18 protein-coding genes, 1 tRNA gene, 1 pseudogene and 1 other annotated feature are annotated in these 21,288 nt (G+C 63.3%); of the genes and pseudogenes, 12 read left to right on the plus strand and 8 right to left on the minus strand.

Annotation, left to right across the window (positions count from 1 at the left end):
- Positions 1-5 precede the first annotated feature (5 nt).
- From yedE to Q1M04_RS10565, 5 genes and pseudogenes are all read left to right on the plus strand, one after another.
- Positions 6-1,109 (plus strand): YedE family putative selenium transporter, encoded by a 1,104-nt coding sequence (gene yedE, locus Q1M04_RS10545; RefSeq protein WP_297999057.1) that lies wholly within the window; start codon positions 6-8, stop codon positions 1,107-1,109.
- The gene (locus Q1M04_RS10550) at positions 1,109-1,312 is read left to right on the plus strand and encodes a sulfurtransferase TusA family protein (RefSeq protein ID WP_297999059.1); all 204 of its coding nucleotides are present in this window, start codon (positions 1,109-1,111) and stop codon (positions 1,310-1,312) included. Before yedE ends, Q1M04_RS10550 begins: the two co-directional genes overlap by 1 nt.
- A 234-nt stretch (positions 1,313-1,546) precedes the next feature.
- Positions 1,547-2,557 (plus strand): asparaginase, encoded by a 1,011-nt coding sequence (locus Q1M04_RS10555; protein ID WP_293279685.1) that lies wholly within the window; start codon positions 1,547-1,549, stop codon positions 2,555-2,557.
- A 106-nt stretch (positions 2,558-2,663) separates the two neighbouring features.
- Positions 2,664-3,518 carry a DNA polymerase III subunit delta' gene (locus Q1M04_RS10560; protein WP_297999062.1) on the plus strand — a complete coding sequence of 285 codons (855 nt, stop codon included), beginning with the start codon at positions 2,664-2,666 and terminating at the stop codon, positions 3,516-3,518.
- Positions 3,515-4,348, plus strand: a pseudogene (locus Q1M04_RS10565) (stage 0 sporulation family protein); the annotation flags it as partial. The gene Q1M04_RS10560 and the pseudogene Q1M04_RS10565, both read left to right, overlap by 4 nt.
- Before the next feature lie 442 nt (positions 4,349-4,790).
- Here the strand turns inward: Q1M04_RS10565 and Q1M04_RS10570 are convergent.
- The 5 genes from Q1M04_RS10570 to Q1M04_RS10590 form a co-directional block, all read right to left on the minus strand.
- Positions 4,791-6,878, minus strand: coding sequence for a glutamine synthetase III (locus Q1M04_RS10570; protein WP_297999068.1), 2,088 nt, complete (start codon positions 6,876-6,878; stop codon positions 4,791-4,793).
- A gap of 240 nt (positions 6,879-7,118) precedes the next feature.
- Positions 7,119-8,705 carry an asparagine synthase B gene (asnB, locus tag Q1M04_RS10575; protein WP_297999071.1) on the minus strand — a complete coding sequence of 529 codons (1,587 nt, stop codon included), beginning with the start codon at positions 8,703-8,705 and terminating at the stop codon, positions 7,119-7,121.
- A gap of 67 nt (positions 8,706-8,772) precedes the next feature.
- Positions 8,773-9,038, minus strand: a binding site (T-box leader).
- A gap of 280 nt (positions 9,039-9,318) precedes the next feature.
- On the minus strand, positions 9,319-9,861 hold the full coding sequence (locus tag Q1M04_RS10580; RefSeq protein ID WP_295756628.1) for a stage V sporulation T C-terminal domain-containing protein: 543 nt from the start codon (positions 9,859-9,861) through the stop codon (positions 9,319-9,321).
- Between the two features lie 463 nt (positions 9,862-10,324).
- Complete coding sequence (locus Q1M04_RS10585; protein WP_293279006.1) at positions 10,325-10,708, minus strand: zinc ribbon domain-containing protein; 384 nt, start codon at positions 10,706-10,708, stop codon at positions 10,325-10,327.
- A 140-nt stretch (positions 10,709-10,848) separates the two neighbouring features.
- A complete protein-coding gene (locus Q1M04_RS10590; protein ID WP_297999076.1) occupies positions 10,849-11,943 on the minus strand; it encodes a PepSY domain-containing protein in 1,095 nt (364 codons plus the stop codon).
- A gap of 175 nt (positions 11,944-12,118) precedes the next feature.
- On the opposite strand from Q1M04_RS10590, the gene Q1M04_RS10595 reads away from it, so the two are divergent.
- The 7 genes from Q1M04_RS10595 to Q1M04_RS10625 all read left to right on the plus strand — a co-directional run bounded on the left by Q1M04_RS10595 (position 12,119) and on the right by Q1M04_RS10625 (position 18,225).
- A tRNA-Arg gene (locus Q1M04_RS10595) sits at positions 12,119-12,195 on the plus strand.
- A 206-nt stretch (positions 12,196-12,401) separates the two neighbouring features.
- Positions 12,402-14,069 carry a methyl-accepting chemotaxis protein gene (locus Q1M04_RS10600; RefSeq protein WP_297999079.1) on the plus strand — a complete coding sequence of 556 codons (1,668 nt, stop codon included), beginning with the start codon at positions 12,402-12,404 and terminating at the stop codon, positions 14,067-14,069.
- A gap of 328 nt (positions 14,070-14,397) precedes the next feature.
- Positions 14,398-14,997, plus strand: coding sequence for a hypothetical protein (locus Q1M04_RS10605; RefSeq protein ID WP_297999081.1), 600 nt, complete (start codon positions 14,398-14,400; stop codon positions 14,995-14,997).
- A 79-nt stretch (positions 14,998-15,076) separates the two neighbouring features.
- Complete coding sequence (locus Q1M04_RS10610) at positions 15,077-16,240, plus strand: cation diffusion facilitator family transporter (protein ID WP_297999084.1); 1,164 nt, start codon at positions 15,077-15,079, stop codon at positions 16,238-16,240.
- Between the two features lie 157 nt (positions 16,241-16,397).
- Positions 16,398-16,736 carry a PadR family transcriptional regulator gene (locus Q1M04_RS10615; RefSeq protein WP_297999087.1) on the plus strand — a complete coding sequence of 113 codons (339 nt, stop codon included), beginning with the start codon at positions 16,398-16,400 and terminating at the stop codon, positions 16,734-16,736.
- 11 nt (positions 16,737-16,747) lie between these two features.
- Positions 16,748-17,500 carry a permease prefix domain 1-containing protein gene (locus Q1M04_RS10620; RefSeq protein ID WP_297999090.1) on the plus strand — a complete coding sequence of 251 codons (753 nt, stop codon included), beginning with the start codon at positions 16,748-16,750 and terminating at the stop codon, positions 17,498-17,500.
- Positions 17,497-18,225: a hypothetical protein gene (locus Q1M04_RS10625; RefSeq protein ID WP_297999093.1), complete on the plus strand. Its 729-nt coding sequence runs from the start codon at positions 17,497-17,499 to the stop codon at positions 18,223-18,225. The genes Q1M04_RS10620 and Q1M04_RS10625 overlap by 4 nt, the downstream gene beginning before the upstream one ends.
- A 47-nt stretch (positions 18,226-18,272) precedes the next feature.
- Here the strand turns inward: Q1M04_RS10625 and Q1M04_RS10630 are convergent, their stop codons facing one another.
- The 3 genes from Q1M04_RS10630 to Q1M04_RS10640 form a co-directional block, all read right to left on the minus strand.
- On the minus strand, positions 18,273-19,727 hold the full coding sequence (locus tag Q1M04_RS10630; protein ID WP_297999095.1) for a pyruvate carboxylase subunit B: 1,455 nt from the start codon (positions 19,725-19,727) through the stop codon (positions 18,273-18,275).
- An 18-nt stretch (positions 19,728-19,745) separates the two neighbouring features.
- Positions 19,746-21,008: a sodium ion-translocating decarboxylase subunit beta gene (locus Q1M04_RS10635; protein ID WP_297999097.1), complete on the minus strand. Its 1,263-nt coding sequence runs from the start codon at positions 21,006-21,008 to the stop codon at positions 19,746-19,748.
- Positions 21,009-21,026: 18 nt separating this feature from the next.
- Positions 21,027-21,288 (minus strand): biotin/lipoyl-containing protein (locus tag Q1M04_RS10640; protein ID WP_300447692.1); only part of this gene is annotated, 262 nt, incomplete at its 5' end.

Below are 21,288 nucleotides of genomic sequence, written 5' to 3' on the forward strand. Positions count from 1 at the left end.
ACTTTATGAAAGAAAACACCTTTGCCCGCCGCTATGGCCTGATGATCCTGGCTGGGGTTGTGGTGGGCGCGGCGGCGCTGATCCTGACCGCCGCCGGGAACCCCAAGAACATGGGCTTTTGCATCGCCTGTTTTGAGCGGGACATCGCCGGCGCCCTGGGCCTCCACGGCGCGGGGAAGGTTCAGTATCTCCGCCCGGAGATTCCCGGCATCGTCCTGGGAGCCATGCTCTCGGCCCTGTCCTTCCGGGAGTTCAAGGCCCGAGCGGGGTCCTGCCCCGCCAGCCGCTTTGTGCTGGGGCTGTTTGTGATGATTGGCGCGCTGGCCTTCCTGGGCTGCCCCCTGCGGATGGTCATCCGCCTGGGCGGCGGGGACCTGACCGCCGTGGCGGGCCTGCTGGGCTTTCTGGCGGGCATTTTGGTGGGCGTGGCCTTTTTGAAAAAGGGCTTTTCCCTGGGCCGGGCCTATCCGGTGAAGCGGGGGGAGGGGCTGATTCTGCCCGCCGTGATGGCGGGCCTGCTGGCCCTGCTTCTCCTGGCCCCGGGGCTTTTGAAGTTCTCTGAGGAGGGGCCGGGGTCCATGCGGGCCTTCTGGCTGATTTCCCTGGCCGCCGGGCTGGCGGTGGGCTTTTTCGCCCAGAGGAGCCGCCTGTGCATGGCGGGAGGGCTCCGGGATGTCTTTTTGCTCCGGGATTTCACCCTTCTGGCGGGTTTCCTGGCGATTTGGGCCACCGTCACCGTGGGAAATCTCATTCTTGGAAATTATAACCTCTCCATGCTCTCTCAGCCCGTGGCCCACAGCCAGCACCTCTGGTCCTTCCTGGGCATGGCCCTGGCGGGCTGGGGCTCCATCCTGCTGGGGGGCTGCCCCCTGCGGCAGCTGATTTTGGCGGGCGAGGGCAGCGGCGACGCCGCCGTGACGGTGCTGGGCATGGTGGCGGGAGCGGCGGCCGCCCACAACTTCGGCCTGGCGGGGAATCCCGACAGCGCGGCGGACGGCGTGTACCAGGTGGGCGGCATTGGGACGGCGGGCATGGTCGCCGTTGTCATCGGTTTCGCCGTGCTGCTGGCGGTAAGCCTGCTTCATCTTCCCGGAAAGGAGGAAGCGTGATGGTCGACGCGAGAGGGCAGTCCTGCCCCATTCCGGTGGTCATGACCCGGAAGGCCCTGGAAAAGGAAAAGCCCGCCCGGCTGGAGGTCCTGGTGGACGCCCAGGTGGCGGTGGAGAACGTCACCCGCTGCGCCCGTTCCCTGGGCTACCAGGTGACGGCAGAGCCCCAGGGGGCGGATTTCAAGCTGATTCTGAGCAAATAGCGGAAAAGGCGGCGCCCGGCGGGGCGCCGCCTTTCTCGCTTGACGGGGGCGCATCAAAAGCGGTATAATAAAAATGTAAAACCATATCGGAGGCGGGGAAATGGGCTGCAAGAAGAGCTATGCCCTGCTGAGGATTGCCTGTCTGATTGGCGTGTGCCTCCTGGTTCCGCCCCCGCTGCGGCGATCTCATCTGGCAACGCGCCTCGCGTTCCAATTTTTAAGGAGGTCCCCTCCATGCCTTACACGAAAGACAAAAAGCGCGTCCTCCTCATCGGAACCGGCGGCACCATCGCCTCGGAGGTGACGGAGGGAGGCCTGGCTCCGGAGCTGACCACGGAGCAGCTTCTGCGCCACGTTCCCGGCATTTCGGATATCTGCGCCGTGGACTGCCTCCAGCTTTTAAACCTGGACAGCACCAACATCGGCCCCGGCCACTGGCTCCAAATGGCCCGGTGCCTCCGGGAACACTACGGCCGTTACGATGGCTTTGTCCTCACCCACGGTACGGACACCATGGCCTACACGGCGGCGGCCCTGAGCTATTTGATCCAGGGAAGCCCCAAGCCCATCGTCCTCACCGGCGCGCAGAGGCCCATCGGCTTCGACTCCACGGACTCCAAGACCAACCTGACGGACGCGGTCCGCTGCGCGTCGGAGGACCTTCCCGGGATCTCCATTGTCTTCGACGGCAAGGTCATTCCCGGCACCCGGGCCAGGAAGACCCGGTCCAAGAGCTTCCAGGCCTTTTCCAGCATCAACTACCCCTATCTCGGCATCCTCCGGGACGGGGTGCTCCTGCGCTATATCCGCCAGGACTGCGGAGCCTATCCCGTGTTCTATGACACGCTGAACACCCGGGTGGCCCTGTTAAAGCTCCTTCCCGGCATGGACCGGGGGGCGGCGGACTTCCTCCTGGAGCGAAACGACGGGCTGATCATCGAGAGCTTCGGCGTGGGGGGCCTGCCCGAGTCCGGGGGATTCTACCACTGTGTGGACGAAGCTCTGGCGGCGGGGAAGACCCTGGTCATCACCACCCAGGTGGAGAACGAGGGCAGCGACGTGGGAGTCTACCATGTGGGACATGCCCTGAAAAACAAGCTGGGGGTGCTGGAGGCCTATGACATGACCACCGAGGCCGTGGCGGCCAAGCTGATGTGGATTCTGGGCCAGACCCGGGAGCGCAGAGAGGTGGAGCGCCTCTTCTACACGCCGGTGGCTCGGGACATCCTCTGGCCGGTGGAGTGAGGAGCTTCCTGGAAACGAAAAAATCCCCGCTTTCCTTTTTGGACGGCCTGTGATACAATCTTCTTATTAAAACGCACAGCCCCGCCGGGGAGAAAGGAGTCCCGCCATGGCCCCAGCAAACCCTGACCCCGTTTTCTCCCGCATTCGCGCCGCCGCGGCCCGGGGAGCCCTCTCCCACGCCCTGCTCTTCACCGGGCCGGGGGACCGGCTGGCCGCGGCCCGGTTCGCCGCCTCCGCCTTTCAGTGCGTGGGGCCGGAACGGGACCGCCCCTGCGGCGTGTGCCCCGCCTGCCGGAAGGTCCGGGAGGATATCCACCCCGACGTGATTACCGTCCGGGACGAGGAGCACAAATTCATCGCCGTGGACGTGGTCCGGGAGGTCCGCAGGGACGCCTACATCCGCCCCAACGAGGGGGAGCGGAAGGTCTACCTTTTCCCGGACTGCGCCCTCTTGACGGAGCAGGACCAGAACGTCCTTCTCAAGCTGGTGGAGGAGGGGCCGCCCTATGCCGCTTTTGTCTTTTGCGCGGAGAATCCGGCGGCGGTGCTCCAGACCCTGCGATCCCGCTGTGTGGAGCTGAAGCTCCAGCCCAAGGCCCCGCAGGGCCGGGAGGAGGACGGGGAGGGCGAGGCCCTCTGCCGCTGCCTGCTGAGGCGCAAGCGGGGAAGCGCCGCGGAGCTGGCGGTCCGGCTGGAGAAAAAGAAGCTGAGCCGGGAGAATTTGAGCGCCCTGCTGGAGCGGAGCGAGGCCCTGCTCTCCCAGGCCCTGGTCCTGACCTACGGCGGGACGGCGGGGGACGGGGATCGGGCGCTTGCGGAGGAACTGGGGAAGCGCTTGACAAAAGCACAGCTTGTGCGCACAATAGAGCTCATGAAACAATACCGGCGAGAGTGCGGCTACAACGTGGGTCCCGGCCATGTGCTGGGGGCCCTGGCCGCTGAATTGGAGGAGTTATTTTGACTGAAGTCATCAGCGTCCGCTTTCGGGGCGGCAGCAAGACCTATTTCTTCGACCCCAAGGGCATCCAGGTCCGCATGGGGGAGAATGTCATCGTCCAGACCGCCCAGGGCCTGGAGTTTGCCACCTGCACCCAGGGGAATCACGAGGTGGCGGACGAGGCCATCGTCAAGCCCCTCAGCGCCATTGTCCGCCGGGCCACGGAAAACGACTTCCGGGTGGTGGAGTACAACCGGAAGCGGGAGCGGGAGGCCTTCGACATCTGCGAGGGCAAAATCGCCGACCACGGGCTGGAGATGAAGCTGGTCAACGTCTCCGTGGGCTTTGACAGCAACAAGATTGTGTTTTACTTTACCGCCGACGGGCGGGTGGACTTCCGGGAGCTGGTCCGGGATTTGGCTTCCGTCTTCCGGGCGCGGATTGAGCTCAGGCAGATCGGCGTCCGGGACGAGGCGAAGATGATCGGGGGCCTTGGCATCTGCGGGCGGCCCTTCTGCTGCTCCCAGTTTTTGGACGGGTTTATGCCGGTCTCCATCAAGATGGCCAAGACCCAGAATTTGAGCCTGAACCCCACCAAGATCTCCGGCACCTGCGGGCGGCTGATGTGCTGCCTCAAGTACGAGCAGAACGCCTATGAGGACGCCGCCAAGCGGATGCCCAAGCTGGAGTCCTTCGTCCAGACCCCCGACGGGCCGGGCAATGTGAAGGGCGTGGAGCTGCTGCGGGAGCGGGTGAAGGTCAGCCTGGACAGCGGGCCGGAGAATTTGAAGACCTACCGGGCCTGTGAGATCCAGGTCCTCCGCAACGGCAAGGGCAGCCGGGAGGGCATTGAGATTCCCGAGCGCACCGCCCGCTTTGTGGAGGAGCGGGAGGAGGAGGAGCTGATTCAGCCCGTGTTCTCCACCTCCTATTACACCGACGACCACCTGGCGGAGGCCCCCCGCCGGGAGAAGATGAGCATCGAGGGAAGCGACACCGGAAAACCCCGCCACCGCCACCGGGGCGGACGCCGCCGGAGCGCCCCCCGTCCCGAGGGACCGGCCTTTCAGCCGCAGCCCCCCAAGAAGCAGGGAAGCCCCCGCCCCCCCAAGCAGCAGAGCCGCCCGGAGGGTCAGCGGGACCAGCGGGAGGACTGCCCCGCCGGGGAGAACAAGCGCCGCCGCCCGCCCTACCGCGGGGGACGCCGGTGGAATAAGAACGGGGACGCGCCCAAGACTTGAAAAAACGCTCAACGGCAAAGCCGTTGAGCGTTTTTCTGGGATTTGGGGAGACCGTTTAAACGGAGAACAGCAGCTCCGAGTACACCGGGAAGGGCCACGCCTTGGCGTCGGTGAGAGCTTCCAGCTGGTCGGCGGTCTCCCGGGCGGCGGTCATATCGGGGATCAGCACGTCGTGGCAGTACCGCATGGCGGTCTCCGCCCCGGAGGGAATGGCGGCCAGGTCCGCCTCCAGCTTTGCGCAGCCGTCCATCAGCGTGTCCGTCAGGGCGGAGAGCTTCTGGGACGTGGAGGTTTCGTAGCGGCAGCTGGAGCCCATCTCCTTCTTTTTAAAGGCCCGCTCGCACAGCTCCGCGGCGCAGCCGGAAACGGCGGGGAGGATCTCGTGGCGGATCATGTCGATCATGGTGCCGGCCTCGATGGAGAGGACCGTCCGGTAGTTCTCCACATGAATCTCATACCGGGCCCGGACCTCCTCCTCCGTGTAGATGCCGTGCTTGACAAAGAGGTCGATGTTCTTCTGCTGGACATAGGCGGGCAGGGCGTCGGCGGTGGATTTGAGGTTGGCCAGGCCCCGGCGTTCCGCCTCGGCAATCCAGTTGCCGTCGTAGCCGTTTCCGTTGAAGATGATCCGCTGGTGCTCGGTGAAGGTCCGGCGGATCAGCTTCTGGAGGTCGGCCTGGAAGTCGGCGGAGGACTCCAGCTCGTCGGCGAACTGCTTGAGCTCCTCGGCCATGATGGTGTTCAGGGCGATGTTGGGCCCGGAGATGGACTGGGAGGAACCCAGCATGCGGAACTCGAACTTGTTGCCGGTGAAGGCCATGGGGGAGGTCCGGTTCCGGTCCGTGGTGTCCTGGCGGATGGCGGGGAGCACATCCACGCCGATCTCCAGGGTTTTCTTGCTGGCGTCGGTGTACTCGGTGCCCTGGATGATGGAGTCCACCACGGCGTTCAGCTCGTCCCCCAGGAAGATGGAGAGGACGGCGGGGGGAGCCTCCTGAGCCCCCAGGCGGTGGTCGTTTCCGGCGGTGGCCACGGTGGTGCGGAGGAAGTCCTGGTACTCGTCCACGCCCTTGACAAAGGCCGCCAGGAAGAGGAGGAAGCGGGCGTTCTGGCTGGGGGTGGAGCCGGGCTTGAAGAGGTTCTTCCCCGTGTCGGTGGAGAGGGACCAGTTGTCGTGCTTGCCGGAGCCGTTTACCCCGGCGAAGGGCTTTTCATGGAGGAGGCACACCAGGCCGTGGCGGTCCGCCACCTTTTTCATCACCTCCATCACCAGCTGGTTCTGGTCGCAGGCGGTGTTGGCGTCGGTATAGATGGGGGCCATTTCGTGCTGGGAGGGGGCCACCTCGTTGTGCTTGGTCTTGGAGGGGATGCCCAGGGCCCACAGGGTCTCGTCCAGGTCCTTCATGTAGGCGGCCACCCGGGGCTTGATAGCGCCGAAGTAGTGGTCGTCCAGCTCCTGGCCCCGGGGGGGCTTGGCGCCGAATAAGGTCCGGCCCGTCATCCGCAGGTCCTTCCGCTTGCCGAAGAGCTGCTTGTCAATGAGGAAATACTCCTGCTCCGGGCCCACCTGGGCCATGACCTTCCGGCTCTCGGTGTCCCCGAAGAGGCGGAGGATGCGGATGGCCTGGCGGCTGACCTCTTCAATGGAGCGGAGGAGGGGCATTTTCTTGTCCAGGGCCTGGCCGGAGTAAGAGCAGAAAATGGTGGGGATGCAGAGGGAGCCCTCCTTCAAAAAGGCGAAGGAGGTGGGGTCCCAGGCGGTGTAGCCCCGGGCCTCGAAGGTAGCCCGGAGGCCGCCGGAGGGGAAGGAGGAGGCGTCCGGCTCGCCCCGGACCAGCTCCTTGCCGGAGAACTCCATCATGATCCGGCCGCCGCCGGTGGGGCTGATGAAGCTGTCGTGCTTTTCAGCGGTGACGCCGGTCATGGGCTGGAACCAGTGGGTAAAGTGGGTGGCGCCCCGCTCCACGGCCCACTGCTTCATGGCCTCGGCGATTTCGTTGGCGGTGGAGATGTCCAGGGCCGTGCCCTCGGTGACGCAGGTTTTCCAAGCGCCGTAGGACGCGGGGGAGAGGCGGTCCTTCATGGTCTCCTCGTTGAAGACCTGGCTGCCGAAGAGCTCGGGGAGATGCAAGGTAGTACTCATAATCGTTTCCTCCTCAATTTCATGCCTGCCGAAAGCGTTCGGCAGGCTGGACGTTTTTCAACTCGTTGAAAAACGTTTGATTGAAAGGAAAGACACCCTTCCTGGGTTTCTTTCCAACTATCTTCCTTCCCGATATCGGGAAGTGTACCGTTTCATGATACCTTTATGTTAAATCGTAACATAAAACGATGCAAACACAATTGGTAATACTTCTAAACTTCCGGTCCGGAAGAGGGCCGTTCATTGTCCGCTGGCGCCGTAGTTGCTCAGGGCCCGGGCGGAAGGATCGTCCACGTCGCATCCCTCCCAGGCTTTGTTGGGCATCCAGAAATCCCGGATCATCGCCGCCTGTCCCGGGTAGTGCTTCTCGAAGATCTCTCGGTACAGCAGGCTCTCCTTGGTGAAGGGCGGGCAGTGGTAATCGTACTTGTGCCGCAGGGCCTCGAACGCTCCGTCCGTGTATTTCTCCTGGGCGTAGGTTTTCAGGTCGTCCACCATGGAGTGGCCCACGGCGTCGGAGAAGGCGGCTTTCTGCCGCCAGAGGATGCCCTCGGGCAGGAGGCGGTCCTTTTCAAAGGCGTGGCGGAGCAGGTATTTCCCCATGCCGTAGGTGTTCCGTTTCATCTCCGGGTCCAGGGACATGACGTATTTCACGAAATCCAGGTCGCCGAAGGGCACCCGGGCCTCCAGGGAGTTGACGGAGATGCAGCGGTCCGCCCGGAGCACGTCGTACATGTAAAGCTCATCCACCCGCTTTTTTGCCTCCTTCTGGAACTCCTCGCCGCTGGGGGCGAAGTCCGTGTACTTATAGCCAAAGAGCTCGTCGGAAATCTCCCCGGTCAGCAGCACCCGGACGTCCGTCCGCTCGTGGATGGCCTTGCAGCAGAGGTACATGCCCATGCTGGCCCGGATGGTGGTGATGTCCCAGGTGCCCAGCAGGGCAATCAGTTCATCCAGGGTCGCCAGGACCTCCTCCCGGGTCATATAGACCTCGGTGTGGTCGGCCCCGATGTAATCCGCCGCCTCCCGGGCGTATTTGAGGTCGATGGCGTCCTTGTCCATGCCGATGGCGAAGGTTCGGATCTTCTTCCCCAGCACGACGGAGGAAATGGCGCAGACCAGGCTGGAGTCCAGCCCGCCGGAGAGGAGGAAGCCCAAAGGCGCGTCGGCGTCCAGCCGCTTGTCGACCCCGGCGATGAGCTTATCGCGAATATGCTTGCAGGCGGTCTCCCGGTCGTCCCGGCAGTATTCGCTTACCGTGGTAAAATCGGCGTAGCGGACGAAGGTTCCCCCGGCGTAGTAGTGCCCCGGCGGGAAGGGGCGGATTTCCCGGCACAGCCCCACCAGGTTCTTGGCCTCGCTGGCGAAGACGATGCCGCCCGCCCGGTCATACCCGTAAAACAGGGGACGGATGCCGATGGGGTCCCGGGCGGCGATGAGGGAATCCGTCCTCCCGTCGTAGAGGACCAGGGCGAATTCCGCGTCCAGCCGGGCGAACATCTCCAGGCCGTACTCCCGGTAGAGGGGCAGCAGAATCTCGCAGTCGCTGCCGCTTTGAAACGAGTAGCCCCGCTCTTGAAGCTGCCGCTTCAAAGGCCGGAAACCGTAGATTTCCCCGTTGCACACCAGATAGTCCCCGCCCAGCCGGAAGGGCTGCATCCCCTCCGGGGTCAGGCCCATGATGGCCAGCCGGTGGAAGCAGAGCCACCCTGTTGGGGTTTCCACAACGCGGGACATATCCGGCCCCCGGGATTTCGTGCGCGCAAAGAAGGGCTGAAGCTCCTCCCGCGTGACGTCCTTTTTCTCAAAACCCATAATCGAACACATAACAAGCACCTCCGAATTGATATGGCTTTCCCGCCTGGGAAAATAAAAACGCAGCTATCTCCTGAACATTCAGGACGAATAGCTGCTATCCGCGGTGCCACCTGATTTACCTCCCCGTCTGACCGGGGGCGGTCACCTTCAAGGCTCCAACAAGCCCGTGTGAGGTAACGATCACAACTCGCCGCGCTTACTGCCGGGGAAGGGAGAGACCCCCCGGGTTCAGCTTGGAGCTACGGAGTGTTCTTCCCGGAGGCTCTTTGCGCGGGGTTCTCACTGTCCCCCGCTCACTGGGGCGGAACGCCCTCCGGTACTTTTCTCCATCAACGCCGTTTTCCGTATCGCTTTGTTGTGTTAAAGCTTACACCTGGAAAGGTCCCGCTGTCAATGGAGGATGTGACAAAATACCCGGGGTGCATGTGGTCATATTTCTACATAGTTATATGATGTCTTTTGGCCGGCAGATAAGTGAAGGTTGTATGATCTCCTGGAAAAATGGGAAATGGCCTGCACCGGGTTGCGGGCCCCGCAATTACGCGTCGGATTCCGTAAAAGGCGATCCCGCTTTGCGGGGCCCGGTCTTCCGACCGGGCCATTTCCCATGCGCATCGAGGGCTTACGCCTCCATATGCCGCCCCAAAAAGGCGGCGATGGTCTGGGCCAGCTTGTATTCCGTGTCCCCGGTGGCGATGCCCGGCGTCGTGCCGATGAACAGCACCATGCCCAGCAGATCCCCCTCGGAGAGGATGGGGGCGGCCACGTTGGTGACCAGCTTGTCGCTGCCGTCGCAGACGGGGATGGGGTTTCCCCCGCCGTCATACTGGTAGATGCGGCGGCTTTCCATGATCTGCTCCAGCTCGGAGGTGATGCGCTTGCCCAGCAGCTCCCGCTTGCCGCCTCCGGCCACGGAGATGACCGTGTCCCGGTCCGTCACGGCGCAGATGCAGCCGGTGGAGCGGCTCATGGTCTCGCAGAGCTGCCCGGCGAAATCCTCCACGCCGCCCAGCAGGGAGTACTTCTTGAAAATCACCTCGCCGTCCCGGCTGGTGTAAATCTCCAGGGGGTCGCCCTCCCGGATACGCATGGTGCGGCGAATTTCCTTGGGGATGACCACCCGGCCAAGGTCGTCAATCCGGCGCACAATTCCAGTTGCCTTCATATTGAAAAACTCCTTTGATAAAGTGATGGTTGTATGTCACTCTGGCAAAAGCTAGTATCCGCTGTTTTTCCCGGCTTATGCCGGAGGAAGGCTTGGTGATGTCTGGAAATACGCCGCCATCGGGTACAATAAACGAACAAGATCGGATCAGCATTAAACAGCGTCAGGCAGAGGACATAGCCGCCGCAAAGGGAAAAGGCGTGGAGCTGGGCAGGCCGAAAGCCCAAAAGCCGCCGGAAACAGTCGTTTTGGAGAGGACGAGTGGATGGAACTGTGAAGCAGCCCGTGTGCAGGGCCGCGGGCGCAGTCCGGCCTGTTGAGGGCCGGTAAAATCGGATAAATCCGCCTGGTCTCCGAGTCGCAGAAACAAAAGGAGAAGGCCTCCGCATGACGCATAGGCGTCTGCGGAGGCCTTCTCCGGAAAAACGTTTTTATTCAAAGCGGGGGCATCCCGGCGGGCCGCTTACTCGCCCATGGGTGCGCCGCACTGGGGGCAGAATTTGCTGTCGGACTCCGCGCCGCAGATGGGGCACTTCTTTCCGGCAGGGGCTTCTTCGGCCTCCCCGGCGGGCTCTTCCTTCACGGGCTTGCTGGCCTCCAGCTCGGCAATTTTGGCCTTGCCGGCATTGACGGCTTCCACGGCTTCCCGCACCGCGTCGGGGATTTCACCCTCGTACTCGCTGACAAACCACTCGCCAATGGCGCGGTAGTTTTTGTCAATCTCTTTCTGCTCCCCGGAAATGGCCACGTTGAGCTTCACCAGCTCCGCGGCGTCCTTGGTCCGGTCGGCGGCCTTGTTGGCTACGTCCTTTGCTTTGCGGGTCAGTTCATCGAAATTAAACGCCATGGTTGTAGATCCCCTTTCATATTCCGGTCCTGCGGAAGGCCCGGTTTTAATCACGTTAGCTACAGCGTCTAGTATAGCGTATCCTTTGGTAAAACGCAACAGGAAGCCCGAATGTTTACAGTTCTTTTTCAATCGCGGGCTCAGCGGTCCTGCGCCGCCTTGACCACCGTGCCGGAGGAGGCGTCGATCTCATATTCGTACTCCACGCTTCCCGCCCGGAACTCCAGCTCATAAATCCAGCGGCCGTCGTCCTCGTCCAGCTCGCACTGCACATAGCCCGCGTCGGCGGCGGAAATTCCGGCGTGGGACAGGGCCGCGCTCTTGGCGGCTTCCTCGCCGATAAAGCTTCCCGGCTGCTGGGCAGCGGTCCCGCCGGGGCGGCTGTTCTGCTCCTGCTTGGACTCCAGCACGGCGTTGGTAGAGGCGTCGATTTCGTAGTCATATTCGGTATTGCCCACCCAGAATTCAATATCGTAGACCTGGTGGCCGTTCTCCCAGTCCAGCTTGCAGCGGACGGCTTCCGCGTCGGCGGCGGAGACCCCGGCGTGGGTGAAGGCGGCGCTTTTCGCGGCCTCCTCGCCGGTGGCGGCGGGAGCCTGGTCCCCGGCGGCGGGCTTCTGCGCGGAAGGGGTTTGGGCCTGAGCGGGGGGCTGGGCTTCCGGAGCGGGGGCCTCCTGCGGCGCGGCGGACGGAACGCTTCCCATGATATCGGGAAGGCCCTCCAGCACCTCGCCGGTGTAGGCGTCGATTTTATACTCGAAGTTCCCCAGGGTGGGGTGGCGGAGTTCCACCTCGTAGTGGGCGGGGGCCTCGTCCAGCTCCGGCTCCGTCTTGCTGGTGACGGAGTCCACTTCCAGGGTTCCGGCGTACTGTTCCGCCGCGTGGGCGGCAAGGGACATGCCGATGGGCAGGCCCGGCGCGCCGGTCTTCCAGAGCTGTTCCAGCTCCTTGGAGGAGAGGGAGGCCAGATCATCGGAGGACAGGGCGGGGTTGAGGGCCTGAACGTCTTCGATTATGGTAGTCTTGCCTTGAGAGACGCCGGCGGCGGGGGGAGTCAGGGGCTCTGCGGCCTGGGGCGCGGCCGGGCCGTTGGCGGAATCCGGGGCCAGGGCGTCGTTTCCGGCTTTCCTGCCGAACATCTGCCAGAGCTGGAGGCACAGCACCAGTGCCAAAAGGGCGATGGTAGCCGCCAGCAGCCAGCGGGTCAGCTTCTTGTCGTTTTTCTCCGGGGTCATGGGGTTCACCCTCCTTTTTAGAATGGCTCCATTATAGCGCGGAACGGGAAAAAAGTCCAGGGTGAGAGTCTTAGATTTGGGATTGACAGGCGGGGGGAAAGCGGGTAGAATAGAAGTGTTATCCGCCCTTGCGGCTCCGTGGGACGAAGAAGCGAAAAGGGAAGATACTTTTTATGCGCCAGTAGCTCAGCAGGATAGAGCACCTCCCTCCTAAGGAGGGGGCCGGGGGTTCGAATCCCTCCTGGCGTGCCAGAAAGGAGAGTCAGGCGCCGCCTGGCTCTCCTTTTCGGCGCCCCGGTTCCTGCCCGCGGCAAAGGGCGGCCTCTGCACGGCGTATAAAACGCGCGGCAGGACATCCCCCGGATAAAAAAGGGCTTGCAAAAAGGGCGGTCCCTCAGTATAATGACAAATGGCTGTATGCCGATTTTAATTCTGACAGACAGACGGGGTAAGCGACTATGAAAAAGATTGCGTTTTCACAAAAGAGCGCGGAAGGAAAACAGACCCGCATCGGCAAAAAAGTGGGCAATGTGGTCGTCATCATGCAGATGATATCCGTTGTCTTCGCCGTGGGCATGTGCGTGATTATGTTCCGCTCTTTGGCAACCGGGATGCTGGAGCAGCGCTGCACCAACGGCACCAATATGCTGGACTACCTCCTGAGCCAGACCGGCGGCACAGAAGATGTCAACCAGCTGCTGGATGATCTGAAAAGCCGCATGGGCTGTGAGTTTACCATCTTTGAAGGAAATACCCGGGCCTACACCACCGTAGTCCAGAACGGGCAGCGGGTGGTGGGCACCACGTTGTCCTCCGAGCTGTCTGAAATTGTGCTGCAAAAAGGGCAGAGCTATGTGGGCAGGGCAACCATTCTGGATGAGGAATATCTGTGCTCCTATGTTCCCACCAGAGACGCCGCCGGAGCGGTCAACGGCCTCCTCTTTGCCGGGATCTCTTCCGCGGAGGCCAACCATCAGATTTTTATGACGGTAATCTATACCATCCTGGTGAGCCTCGCCGTCATCGTTGTGTGCATCTTTTTCCTCACGGCGTACCTGAAAAAGACCGTTTCCTCTCCCCTGGCGGAGATTACCCGGGTGGCCGGCCGCCTGGAGCAGGGTAACCTGGGACTTTCCGGCGGCGAGGAGGGCGGCATCGCCATTCACTCCAACGACGAGGTGGGCCAGTTAGCCCTTATTTTTGAGAGGACAATCCGGCGGCTCCGCTCCTACATCGGCGAGATTGCCTCCGTATTGGACTCCATTGCCTCCGGAGACTTGACCGCCTCCGCCCGGCAGGAATACGTGGGAGACTTTATGTCCATCAAGGTCTCCCTGGACAGCATCCAGTCCAAGCTGAATGAGACCATGAGCCAGATCCGGGAAAGCGCCGAACAGGTATCCGCCGGAGCCGAGCAGGTGTCCAATACCGCCCAGGCCCTGGCCCAGGGCGCCACAGAGCAGGCCAGCTCCGTCGAGGAGCTCTCCGCCACCATCAGCGACATCTCCGGAAACGCCCGGCGGACCGCCCAGGCCACGGAGGAGGCCGGTCAGTTTGTGGAACAGGCGGGGGGCCAGCTGGGCGTCAGCATGGAATACGTCAAGCAGCTCAACGTGGCGATGGGCAAGATCTCCAGCTCCTCCGAGGAAATCAGCAAAATCATTGCCGCCATCGAAAACATTGCCTTCCAGACGAACATCCTGGCCTTGAACGCCGCCGTGGAGGCGGCCCGGGCCGGAACGGCCGGAAAGGGTTTCGCCGTGGTGGCCGACGAGGTCCGCAACCTGGCCAACAAGTCCGACGAAGCCGCCAAGGCCACCAAGGACCTGATTGAAAGCTCCATCGCCGCCGTGGCCGAGGGCAGTCATGTGGTGAACGAGGTAACCCAGTCCCTGGACCGCACCAGCGTCAGCGCCGGCGGCGTCACGACCCAGATGTCCATCGTGGTAGAGGCGGTGGAAAAGCAGACCGCTGCGATCAGCCAGGTTACGGAGGGGATTGACCAAATCTCCAGCGTGGTGCAGACCAACTCCGCCACCAGTGAGGAAAGCGCCGCCGCCAGCCAGGAGCTCTCCTCCCAGGCCAGCCTCCTCAAGAGCCTGGTGGCCGCGTTCCGCCTGAAGTAAGGCCCGCCGGCTGGGCGGCTTGCCTGCGCATGTATACTTAATGCGACAGCCCTTTTCCCTCAGCGATAGACAAGGAATTCCCCTTACCGCTGCGCTTCCCGCCCCGAAGGGGCGGAACGCTCCGCCGGATGGGGAATTCCTTTGCTTTCAACCCGCAAAGGCCGCGCCGGTTTGCGGGCGGCGGAGGACGAGGGGCGGTTATGTGCGGAGAAATTCTGCGCAGTATGCACAAAAGCACTGGACTTCGCCAAAGGCTTATGGTAAAATTTAAATTCTAACTATACAGATTCCCCGGACTCGACGGGGAGCGTGGAAGAGGTGCTTTGCCATGCGCGAGGAGATGCGGACCTTTGGATATCTCTGCCCAAAATGCGGGAAGCCCGTTATGAAGGCGCGCTCCGTTTTTGCGCTGGAGGCCTCCGGCGCGGAGGTGGAGTGTGACTGCGGCGGCTCCGCCCTGACGGCGGCCTTTGACGGAGAGCGCTACCGGCTCACCGTTCCCTGCGGCCTTTGCGGGGGGACCCACACCGCCGTCTGTTCCCGGAAACAGGTGCTGGAAGGGGCCGTGGCCCTGGCCTGCGCCGGGACGAAGCAGTTTTGCTGCTTCATCGGCCCGGAGGGCACCGTGGACCGGCAGCTCAGGGAGCTGGCTGTCCTGGCGGAGAAGGAGAAGAGGCAGGGGGACAACGAGGCCTTCCTGGATAACGTTATCATGTACGAGGTCCTCTCGGAGCTCCGGGACATCGCCGCCCGGAAGGGAATCTCCTGCGCTTGCGGCAGCGGACGTTACGGCATGGAGGTCCGGCGGTCCGCCGTGGACCTCATCTGCCGGGACTGCGGGGCCAGGCTCCGGGTGCCCGCCGCCACGGACCGGGACCTGGACGACCTGTGCTGCCATATGAAACTGGTTCTGCCGGGGAAGAAATAAAGGGGAAAGAGCGGTATCAACATGCCGCTCTTCCGCATATCCTCTAACGTTTATGAGTTCCTGGAAGGGAGTGGAGTTTGTGATTTCGATTCTGGCCCGCCGGTTCCTCAGGCCCGAGGGGAAGACGGAGGCCCAGCTGCGGCGGGGCTACGGCATCCTCTGCGGCGGGGTGGGTGTGTTTTTAAACCTGCTGCTGTTTTTGGGGAAGCTGCTGGCGGGCCTGGCCTCCGGGTCCATCGCCGTGGTGGCGGACGCTGTCAACAACCTCTCCGACGCCGGGTCCTCCGTGGTCACCCTGCTGGGCTTTCGCCTGGCGGAGCAGAAGCCGGACCACGAGCACCCCTTCGGCCACGGGCGGATGGAGTACCTCTCCGGCCTGGTGGTGGCCATGCTGATCCTGCTGATGGGCTTCGAGCTGGCCCAGTCCTCCGTGGGGAAAATTCTGCGCCCTGTCCCGGCGGAGACCGGCCCCTGGGTGACGGCGGTCCTCTGCGCCGCCATCGCCGTAAAGCTCTACATGGCCTTTTACAACCGGCGGATCGGAAAGCGCATCGGCTCTACAGCCATGGAGGCCGCCGCCCTGGACTCCCTCAGCGACTGCGCCGCCACGTCGGTGGTGCTGGCCGCTTCCCTGGTGGAGCGCTATACGGGCGTGGCTCTGGACGGATGGGGGGGATTGCTGGTGGCCCTGTTCATCCTCTGGTCCGGCGTCCAGGCGGTTAAGGCCACCATGGACCCCCTGCTGGGCACGCCGCCCTCGGCGGAGTTTGTGGAGAAAATCCGGTCCCTGGTCCTGTCCCACCAGCCCATCCTGGGGGTCCACGACCTCATCGTCCACGATTACGGCCCCGGGCGGCGGATGATCTCCCTTCACGCCGAGGTCCCTGCCAGCGGAGAACTGCTGGAGCTCCACAACCGCATTGACCATGTGGAGCGGGAGCTCCGGGAGCGCCTGGGCTGCGAGGCGGTAATTCACATGGACCCGGTGTGCACCGACGACGGCGTCACCCAGGAGACCCGCAAGCGGGTGGAGGCCTTGGTCCGGTGCATCGACGGGGACATCACCATTCACGACTTCAGGGTGGTGCCCCGGAAGGGGCACGCCCATGTGATTTTCGACGCGGCGGTGCCCTTCGACTTCCGCCTCACGGACCAGGAGGTGGAGGAGAAGATCCAAAGCGCCGTCCAGGTGCTGGACAGCGGCTTCCAGGCCAAGGTCCGGGTGGAACGGTCCTATACTTGAAAAGAGGTATTTTCCCCGGGGCGGACCGCTGTGTCCGCCCTTTCCTGATCTCCAGGGCGGAATGGCGCGGGGGGCGCGCCGTTTGGCGCTTGACAAACCTCGGTCATCTATGTATACTAACCATAGATGACCGAGGCATTTTGAAAGGAGGCGCACCATGAAAATCGACAAGAGCCTGATGAGCGGCAGCACGACGCTGCTGGTCCTCTCTTTGCTTTCGGGGGAGGAGATGTACGGCTACCAGATGATCACCGAGCTGGCCCGGCGGTCCAACCACGTCTTCGACCTGAAGGAGGGGACCCTCTATCCCATCCTTCACGGCCTGGAGGCGGAGGGGCTGGTCAGCGTCCGGGAAAAGAAGTCCCCGGAGGGCCGGACAAGGAAGTACTACCGCATCACCCGGAAGGGCGGCCGGGCCCTGGACGCCCGGAAGGAGGAGTGGGCGACCTTCCGGGAACAGGTGGACGCGGTGGTCAACAGCGCCTCCCCGGCGTGAGGAGGGGCGCTATGAGAGACGCGTTTAAAATCTGGGTGGACACCGTGTGTGAGCAGGTCCGTTTCCAGCCGGACCGGAAGGCCATCGCCCAGGAGCTCCGGGTTCACTACGACGACCACGTAAAGGACCTCCTGCGCCTGGGCCGGGACCCGGCGCTGGCGGCGGAGCGGGCCCTGGAGGCCATGGGGGACGCCCAGGAGGTGGGCCGGGCCCTGGACCGGGTACATAAGCCCTGGCTGGGGTGGCTGTGGAAGGCCAGCCGGACGCTGCTCCTGGCCCTGGTGCTGCTGACCCTGGCGGCGGCGCTGCAGAACAGCGGAGGGAAGAACCTGCTTTACCGGACCCAGGCCGAGTGGAACTGGGAGGAGCCCCCGGCCTCCGCCGTAAGCGTGGAGCTGGAGCACGGGACCCTCTACGCCGCGCCGGGGGACGTGACGGAGGAGGACGGCCATACCATGGCGGAGGTCCGCCTGTGGATGAAGATGCGGGACCCGCTGGCGGCGCTGGGCGGCGTGTGGCCCTGGCAGTTTACCTGGCGGGACGACCGGGGGGAGCTGTCCCGCTTCCGATATGACGAGATCGCCCGGACCTGGCCGGAGAGCCGCTGCTGGAACCTCGTCGGCAAAGGGACGTCCTCCGGCTGGACCCGCTTCCGCCAGACGGTGCGGCTGACGCTGGACGGCCCGCCCCGTTGGGCGGAGATCTCCTACCCCCTCTCCGGCCAGGACTGGACCCTGCGGGTGGAATGGGAGGCGGAGCCATGAAACTGAACCGCGGGCAGAAGACGGCCCGGAATCTGGCCCTGTGCGCCCTGCTGGGGACGTTGCTGTACGCCCTGCTGGGCTTTCCGCCTTACACCGTCCAGGGGATGCTGGACCGGGTGGAGCGGCAGTACTTCCTCTCCGACCTGGAGCCCCTGGTGGTGGAGCGGAAGTCCCGGCGCTACAGCAGCGATTTTTTCCCCTGGCACACCACTTATCTGCTGGCTCACACCGGGGATACCTACGTCTGCACAAGCTCCAGCCGCCACCTTTTAGGGGTCTGGCCGGAGCGGTACCGGTATCTGAAAATGGGCCGGGGGTCCTTTTGCACGGCAATCGACGGAACACTGTACGTGGCGGGCGCCTTTGAGGACGCGGCCTCCGCCACGGCGGAGGTCACGCTGGAGCGGACCACCCAGGTCCACGACCCGGAGACGGAGGAATGTGAGACCACCTTCGGGGAGCAGAGGACCTACGCCTACCAGGGGGAGAAAGTAAACGACAAGGTGTTCTCCTTCCGCTACCGGGAGGAGGGGGACTACAGGCATGATTACACCAGCCTGACCTCTCTGGCAAGCCAGTGGTACCGCTTCTACAGCAAGGGAGAGGACGGCTACGGTATCATTCACGTAGACCTCCCGGTAAAGGTGACGCTGTACGGCGGGGACGGGGAGGTCCTGGAGACGCTGGAGCTGAGCGCCGATAATTATGAGTTCGACGGCTTGTAAAAAGAGGACGGTATCTTTCGATACCGTCCTCTTTTCATCAAAACGAATCAGCCTTTGAACTCCACAAACAGCTCCCGCACGGCGTTGGGGTCCGCCGGGGCGGCCTTCGGAGCCGCAGGCGCAGCGGCGGGCTCGTCATGGGGACCATCCCGCCAGGCCAGGAACTTGGGAGCCACCTGGGGGAACAGCGCCAGGGACAGCACGTCCTCGTCGCTCTTGGCGATGTCCTTGAACTCCTCCCGGTACTTCTCCACCTCCGGCTGGAGCTGGTCCGCCGGGCGGCAGGTGATCACGTCCTCGGGCTTGATGCCCGCCAAGGCCCGGACTTCCTCGTTGACTTCGCCGGGAACCTGGCCGTACTCGCCCCGGAGGAGGCCCTTGGACTCCTTGGGGAAGGTCTTGTACTTGCCCACCACCACGTTCATGACGGCCTGGGTGCCCACGATCTGGCTGGTGGGGGTGACCAGCGGGGGATAGCCGAAGTCCTTGCGGACCCGGGGAATCTCCGCCAGCACGTCGTAGTACTTCTCCTCCTTGTTCGCCTGCTTCAGCTGAGAAATCAGGTTGGAGAGCATGCCGCCGGGCACCTGATAGAGGAGGGTGTTGGTGTCCACGTTCAGCACCTTCGGGTCCAGGCTGCCCTGCTCCTTGAGCTTCTGGGCGACCTTGCGGAAGTGGGCGGCGGCCTCGCTCATTTTGTTCAGGTCCAGCTTGGTGTCCCGGACGGTGCCCTGGAGGGTGGCCACCAAAGACTCCGTGGCGGGCTGGGCCGTGCCGTTGGCCAGGGGGCTCAGGGCCGTGTCCACAATATCCACTCCGGCGTAGGCCGCCATGAGATACACCATGTCGCCGGTGCCGGTGGTGTTGTGGGTGTGGAGGTGGATGGGGATTTTCACGGTTTCCTTCAGCTTCTTCACCAGGGAATAGGCGTCCATGGGCAAAAGCAGGTTCGCCATGTCCTTGACGCAGATTACGTCCGCGCCCATCTGCTCCAGCTCCAGGGCCAGCTTGACGAAGTACTCCTCATTGTGAATGGGGGAGATGGTGTAGCTGAGGGTAGCCTCTACCATGCCGCCGTATTTCTTGGTGGATTTGATGGCCTGTTCCAGGTTCCGCACGTCGTTCAGCGCGTCGAAAATCCGGATGATGTCGATGCCGTTTTCAATGGACTTGCGGCAGAAGGCGTCCACCACATCGTCGGCGTAGTGCTTGTAGCCCAGGATGTTCTGGCCCCGGAAGAGCATCTGGAGCTTCGTGTTGGGCAGAGCCTTGCGGAGCTTCCGCAGACGCTCCCAGGGGTCCTCGTTAAGAAAGCGCATGCACGAGTCGAACGTCGCGCCGCCCCAGCACTCCAAAGACCAGTAGCCGATGGAGTCCAGCACCTCACAGGCGGGGAGCATGTCCTCCACCCGCATCCGGGTGGCCGCCTGGGACTGGTGAGCGTCCCGGAGGATGGTGTCGGTGATATACAGGGGCTTCTTAGACAAAAATTCCATAGCCATTACAATACCTCCTATCTATCAGCCGAACAGGGAGATCATCACGCCCGCGGCGATGGCGGAGCCGATGACGCCGGCCACGTTGGGGCCCATGGCGTGCATCAGCAGGAAGTTGCTGGGATTGGCCTTCTGGCCCTCCACCTGGGAGACCCGGGCGGCCATGGGCACGGCGGACACGCCGGCGGAGCCGATGAGGGGATTGATCTTTTCTTTCAGGAACAGGTTCATGATCTTGGCCAGAACCACGCCGCCGGCGGTGCCGAAGCCGAAGGCCACGATGCCCATCAGCATGATGGCGATGGTCTGGAGGCTCAGGAAGGTCCGGCCCGTGGCGGTAGCGCCCACGGACACGCCCAGGAAGATGGTGACGATGTTGATGAGCTCGTTCTGCACCGTCTTGCTCAGGCGCTCCACCACGCCGCACTCCTTGAAGAGGTTGCCCAGCATCAGGCAGGCAATCAGGGGAGCGGCGGAGGGCACCAGCAAGGCCACGAAGATGGCAACCATGATGGGGAAGATGATCTTTTCCTTCTTGGAGACCTCCCGAAGGGGCTTCATGACGATCTTGCGCTCTTCCTCTGTAGTCAAAAGCCGCATAATGGGGGGCTGGATGACGGGCACCAGGGCCATGTAGCTGTACGCCGCCACTGCAATGGGACCCAGCAGCTGGGGGGCCAGCAGGGTGGAGACGAAGATGGCCGTGGGGCCGTCCGCGCCGCCGATGATGCCGATGGAACCGGCCTCAGCAGAGGTGAAGAGCCCAGACATCCGGCAGCCCACGAAGGTGACGAAGATGCCCAGCTGGGCGGCCGCGCCCAGGAGCAGGCTCTTGGGGTTGGCAATCAGGGGACCGAAGTCCGTCATGGCGCCCACGCCCATGAAGATCAGACAGGGGTAAATGCCCAGCTTGACGCCCAGATACAGGATGTCTACCAGGCCCGGTGTGATGGACTGGCCCACCGTGGCTGTTGCAAGCACGGCGTCCGAGACGTCCGCCGCCGCCAGCTCCGCCAGGAACTCCGCTGTGACGGGGGTCCCGCCGATGAGGTCCCAGTGGATGTGCCCCCCGGCGAAGAAAATCTCGTGATACATGTTCGCGCCGGGGAGGTTGGTGATGAGCATGCCGAAGGCGATGGGCACCAGCAGCAGGGGCTCAAACTTCTTGACGATACCCAGGTAGAGAAGGCCGCACGCGATGAGGAGCATCACCAGGCACTTCCAGTTGTCCCCCTGGGCAAACAGCGCGAATCCCGAGCTGTTTACAAAATCCAGTATAGCTTCCATTCCAGTCCCTCCAGCGCCTTACTGGATGACGCACAGCAGCGTGCCGGACTCCACCGCCGCGCCCTTGGCGGCGTTGATGGAGGCCACCTTGCCGTCGCAGGGGCACATGATTTCGTTTTCCATCTTCATGGCCTCCAAAATCATCAGCACGTCGCCCTTCTTCACGGAAGCGCCCTGGCTGACCTTCACGTCCAGGATGGTGCCGGGCATGGGGCTTGTGACCTGCTCGCCTCCGGCGGGAGCGGCGGCGGCGGGGGCCGGAGCGGGGGCCGCGGCGGCG

It is taken from the genome of uncultured Oscillibacter sp. (assembly GCF_950073225.1).
GTDB lineage: Bacteria > Bacillota > Clostridia > Oscillospirales > Oscillospiraceae > Oscillibacter.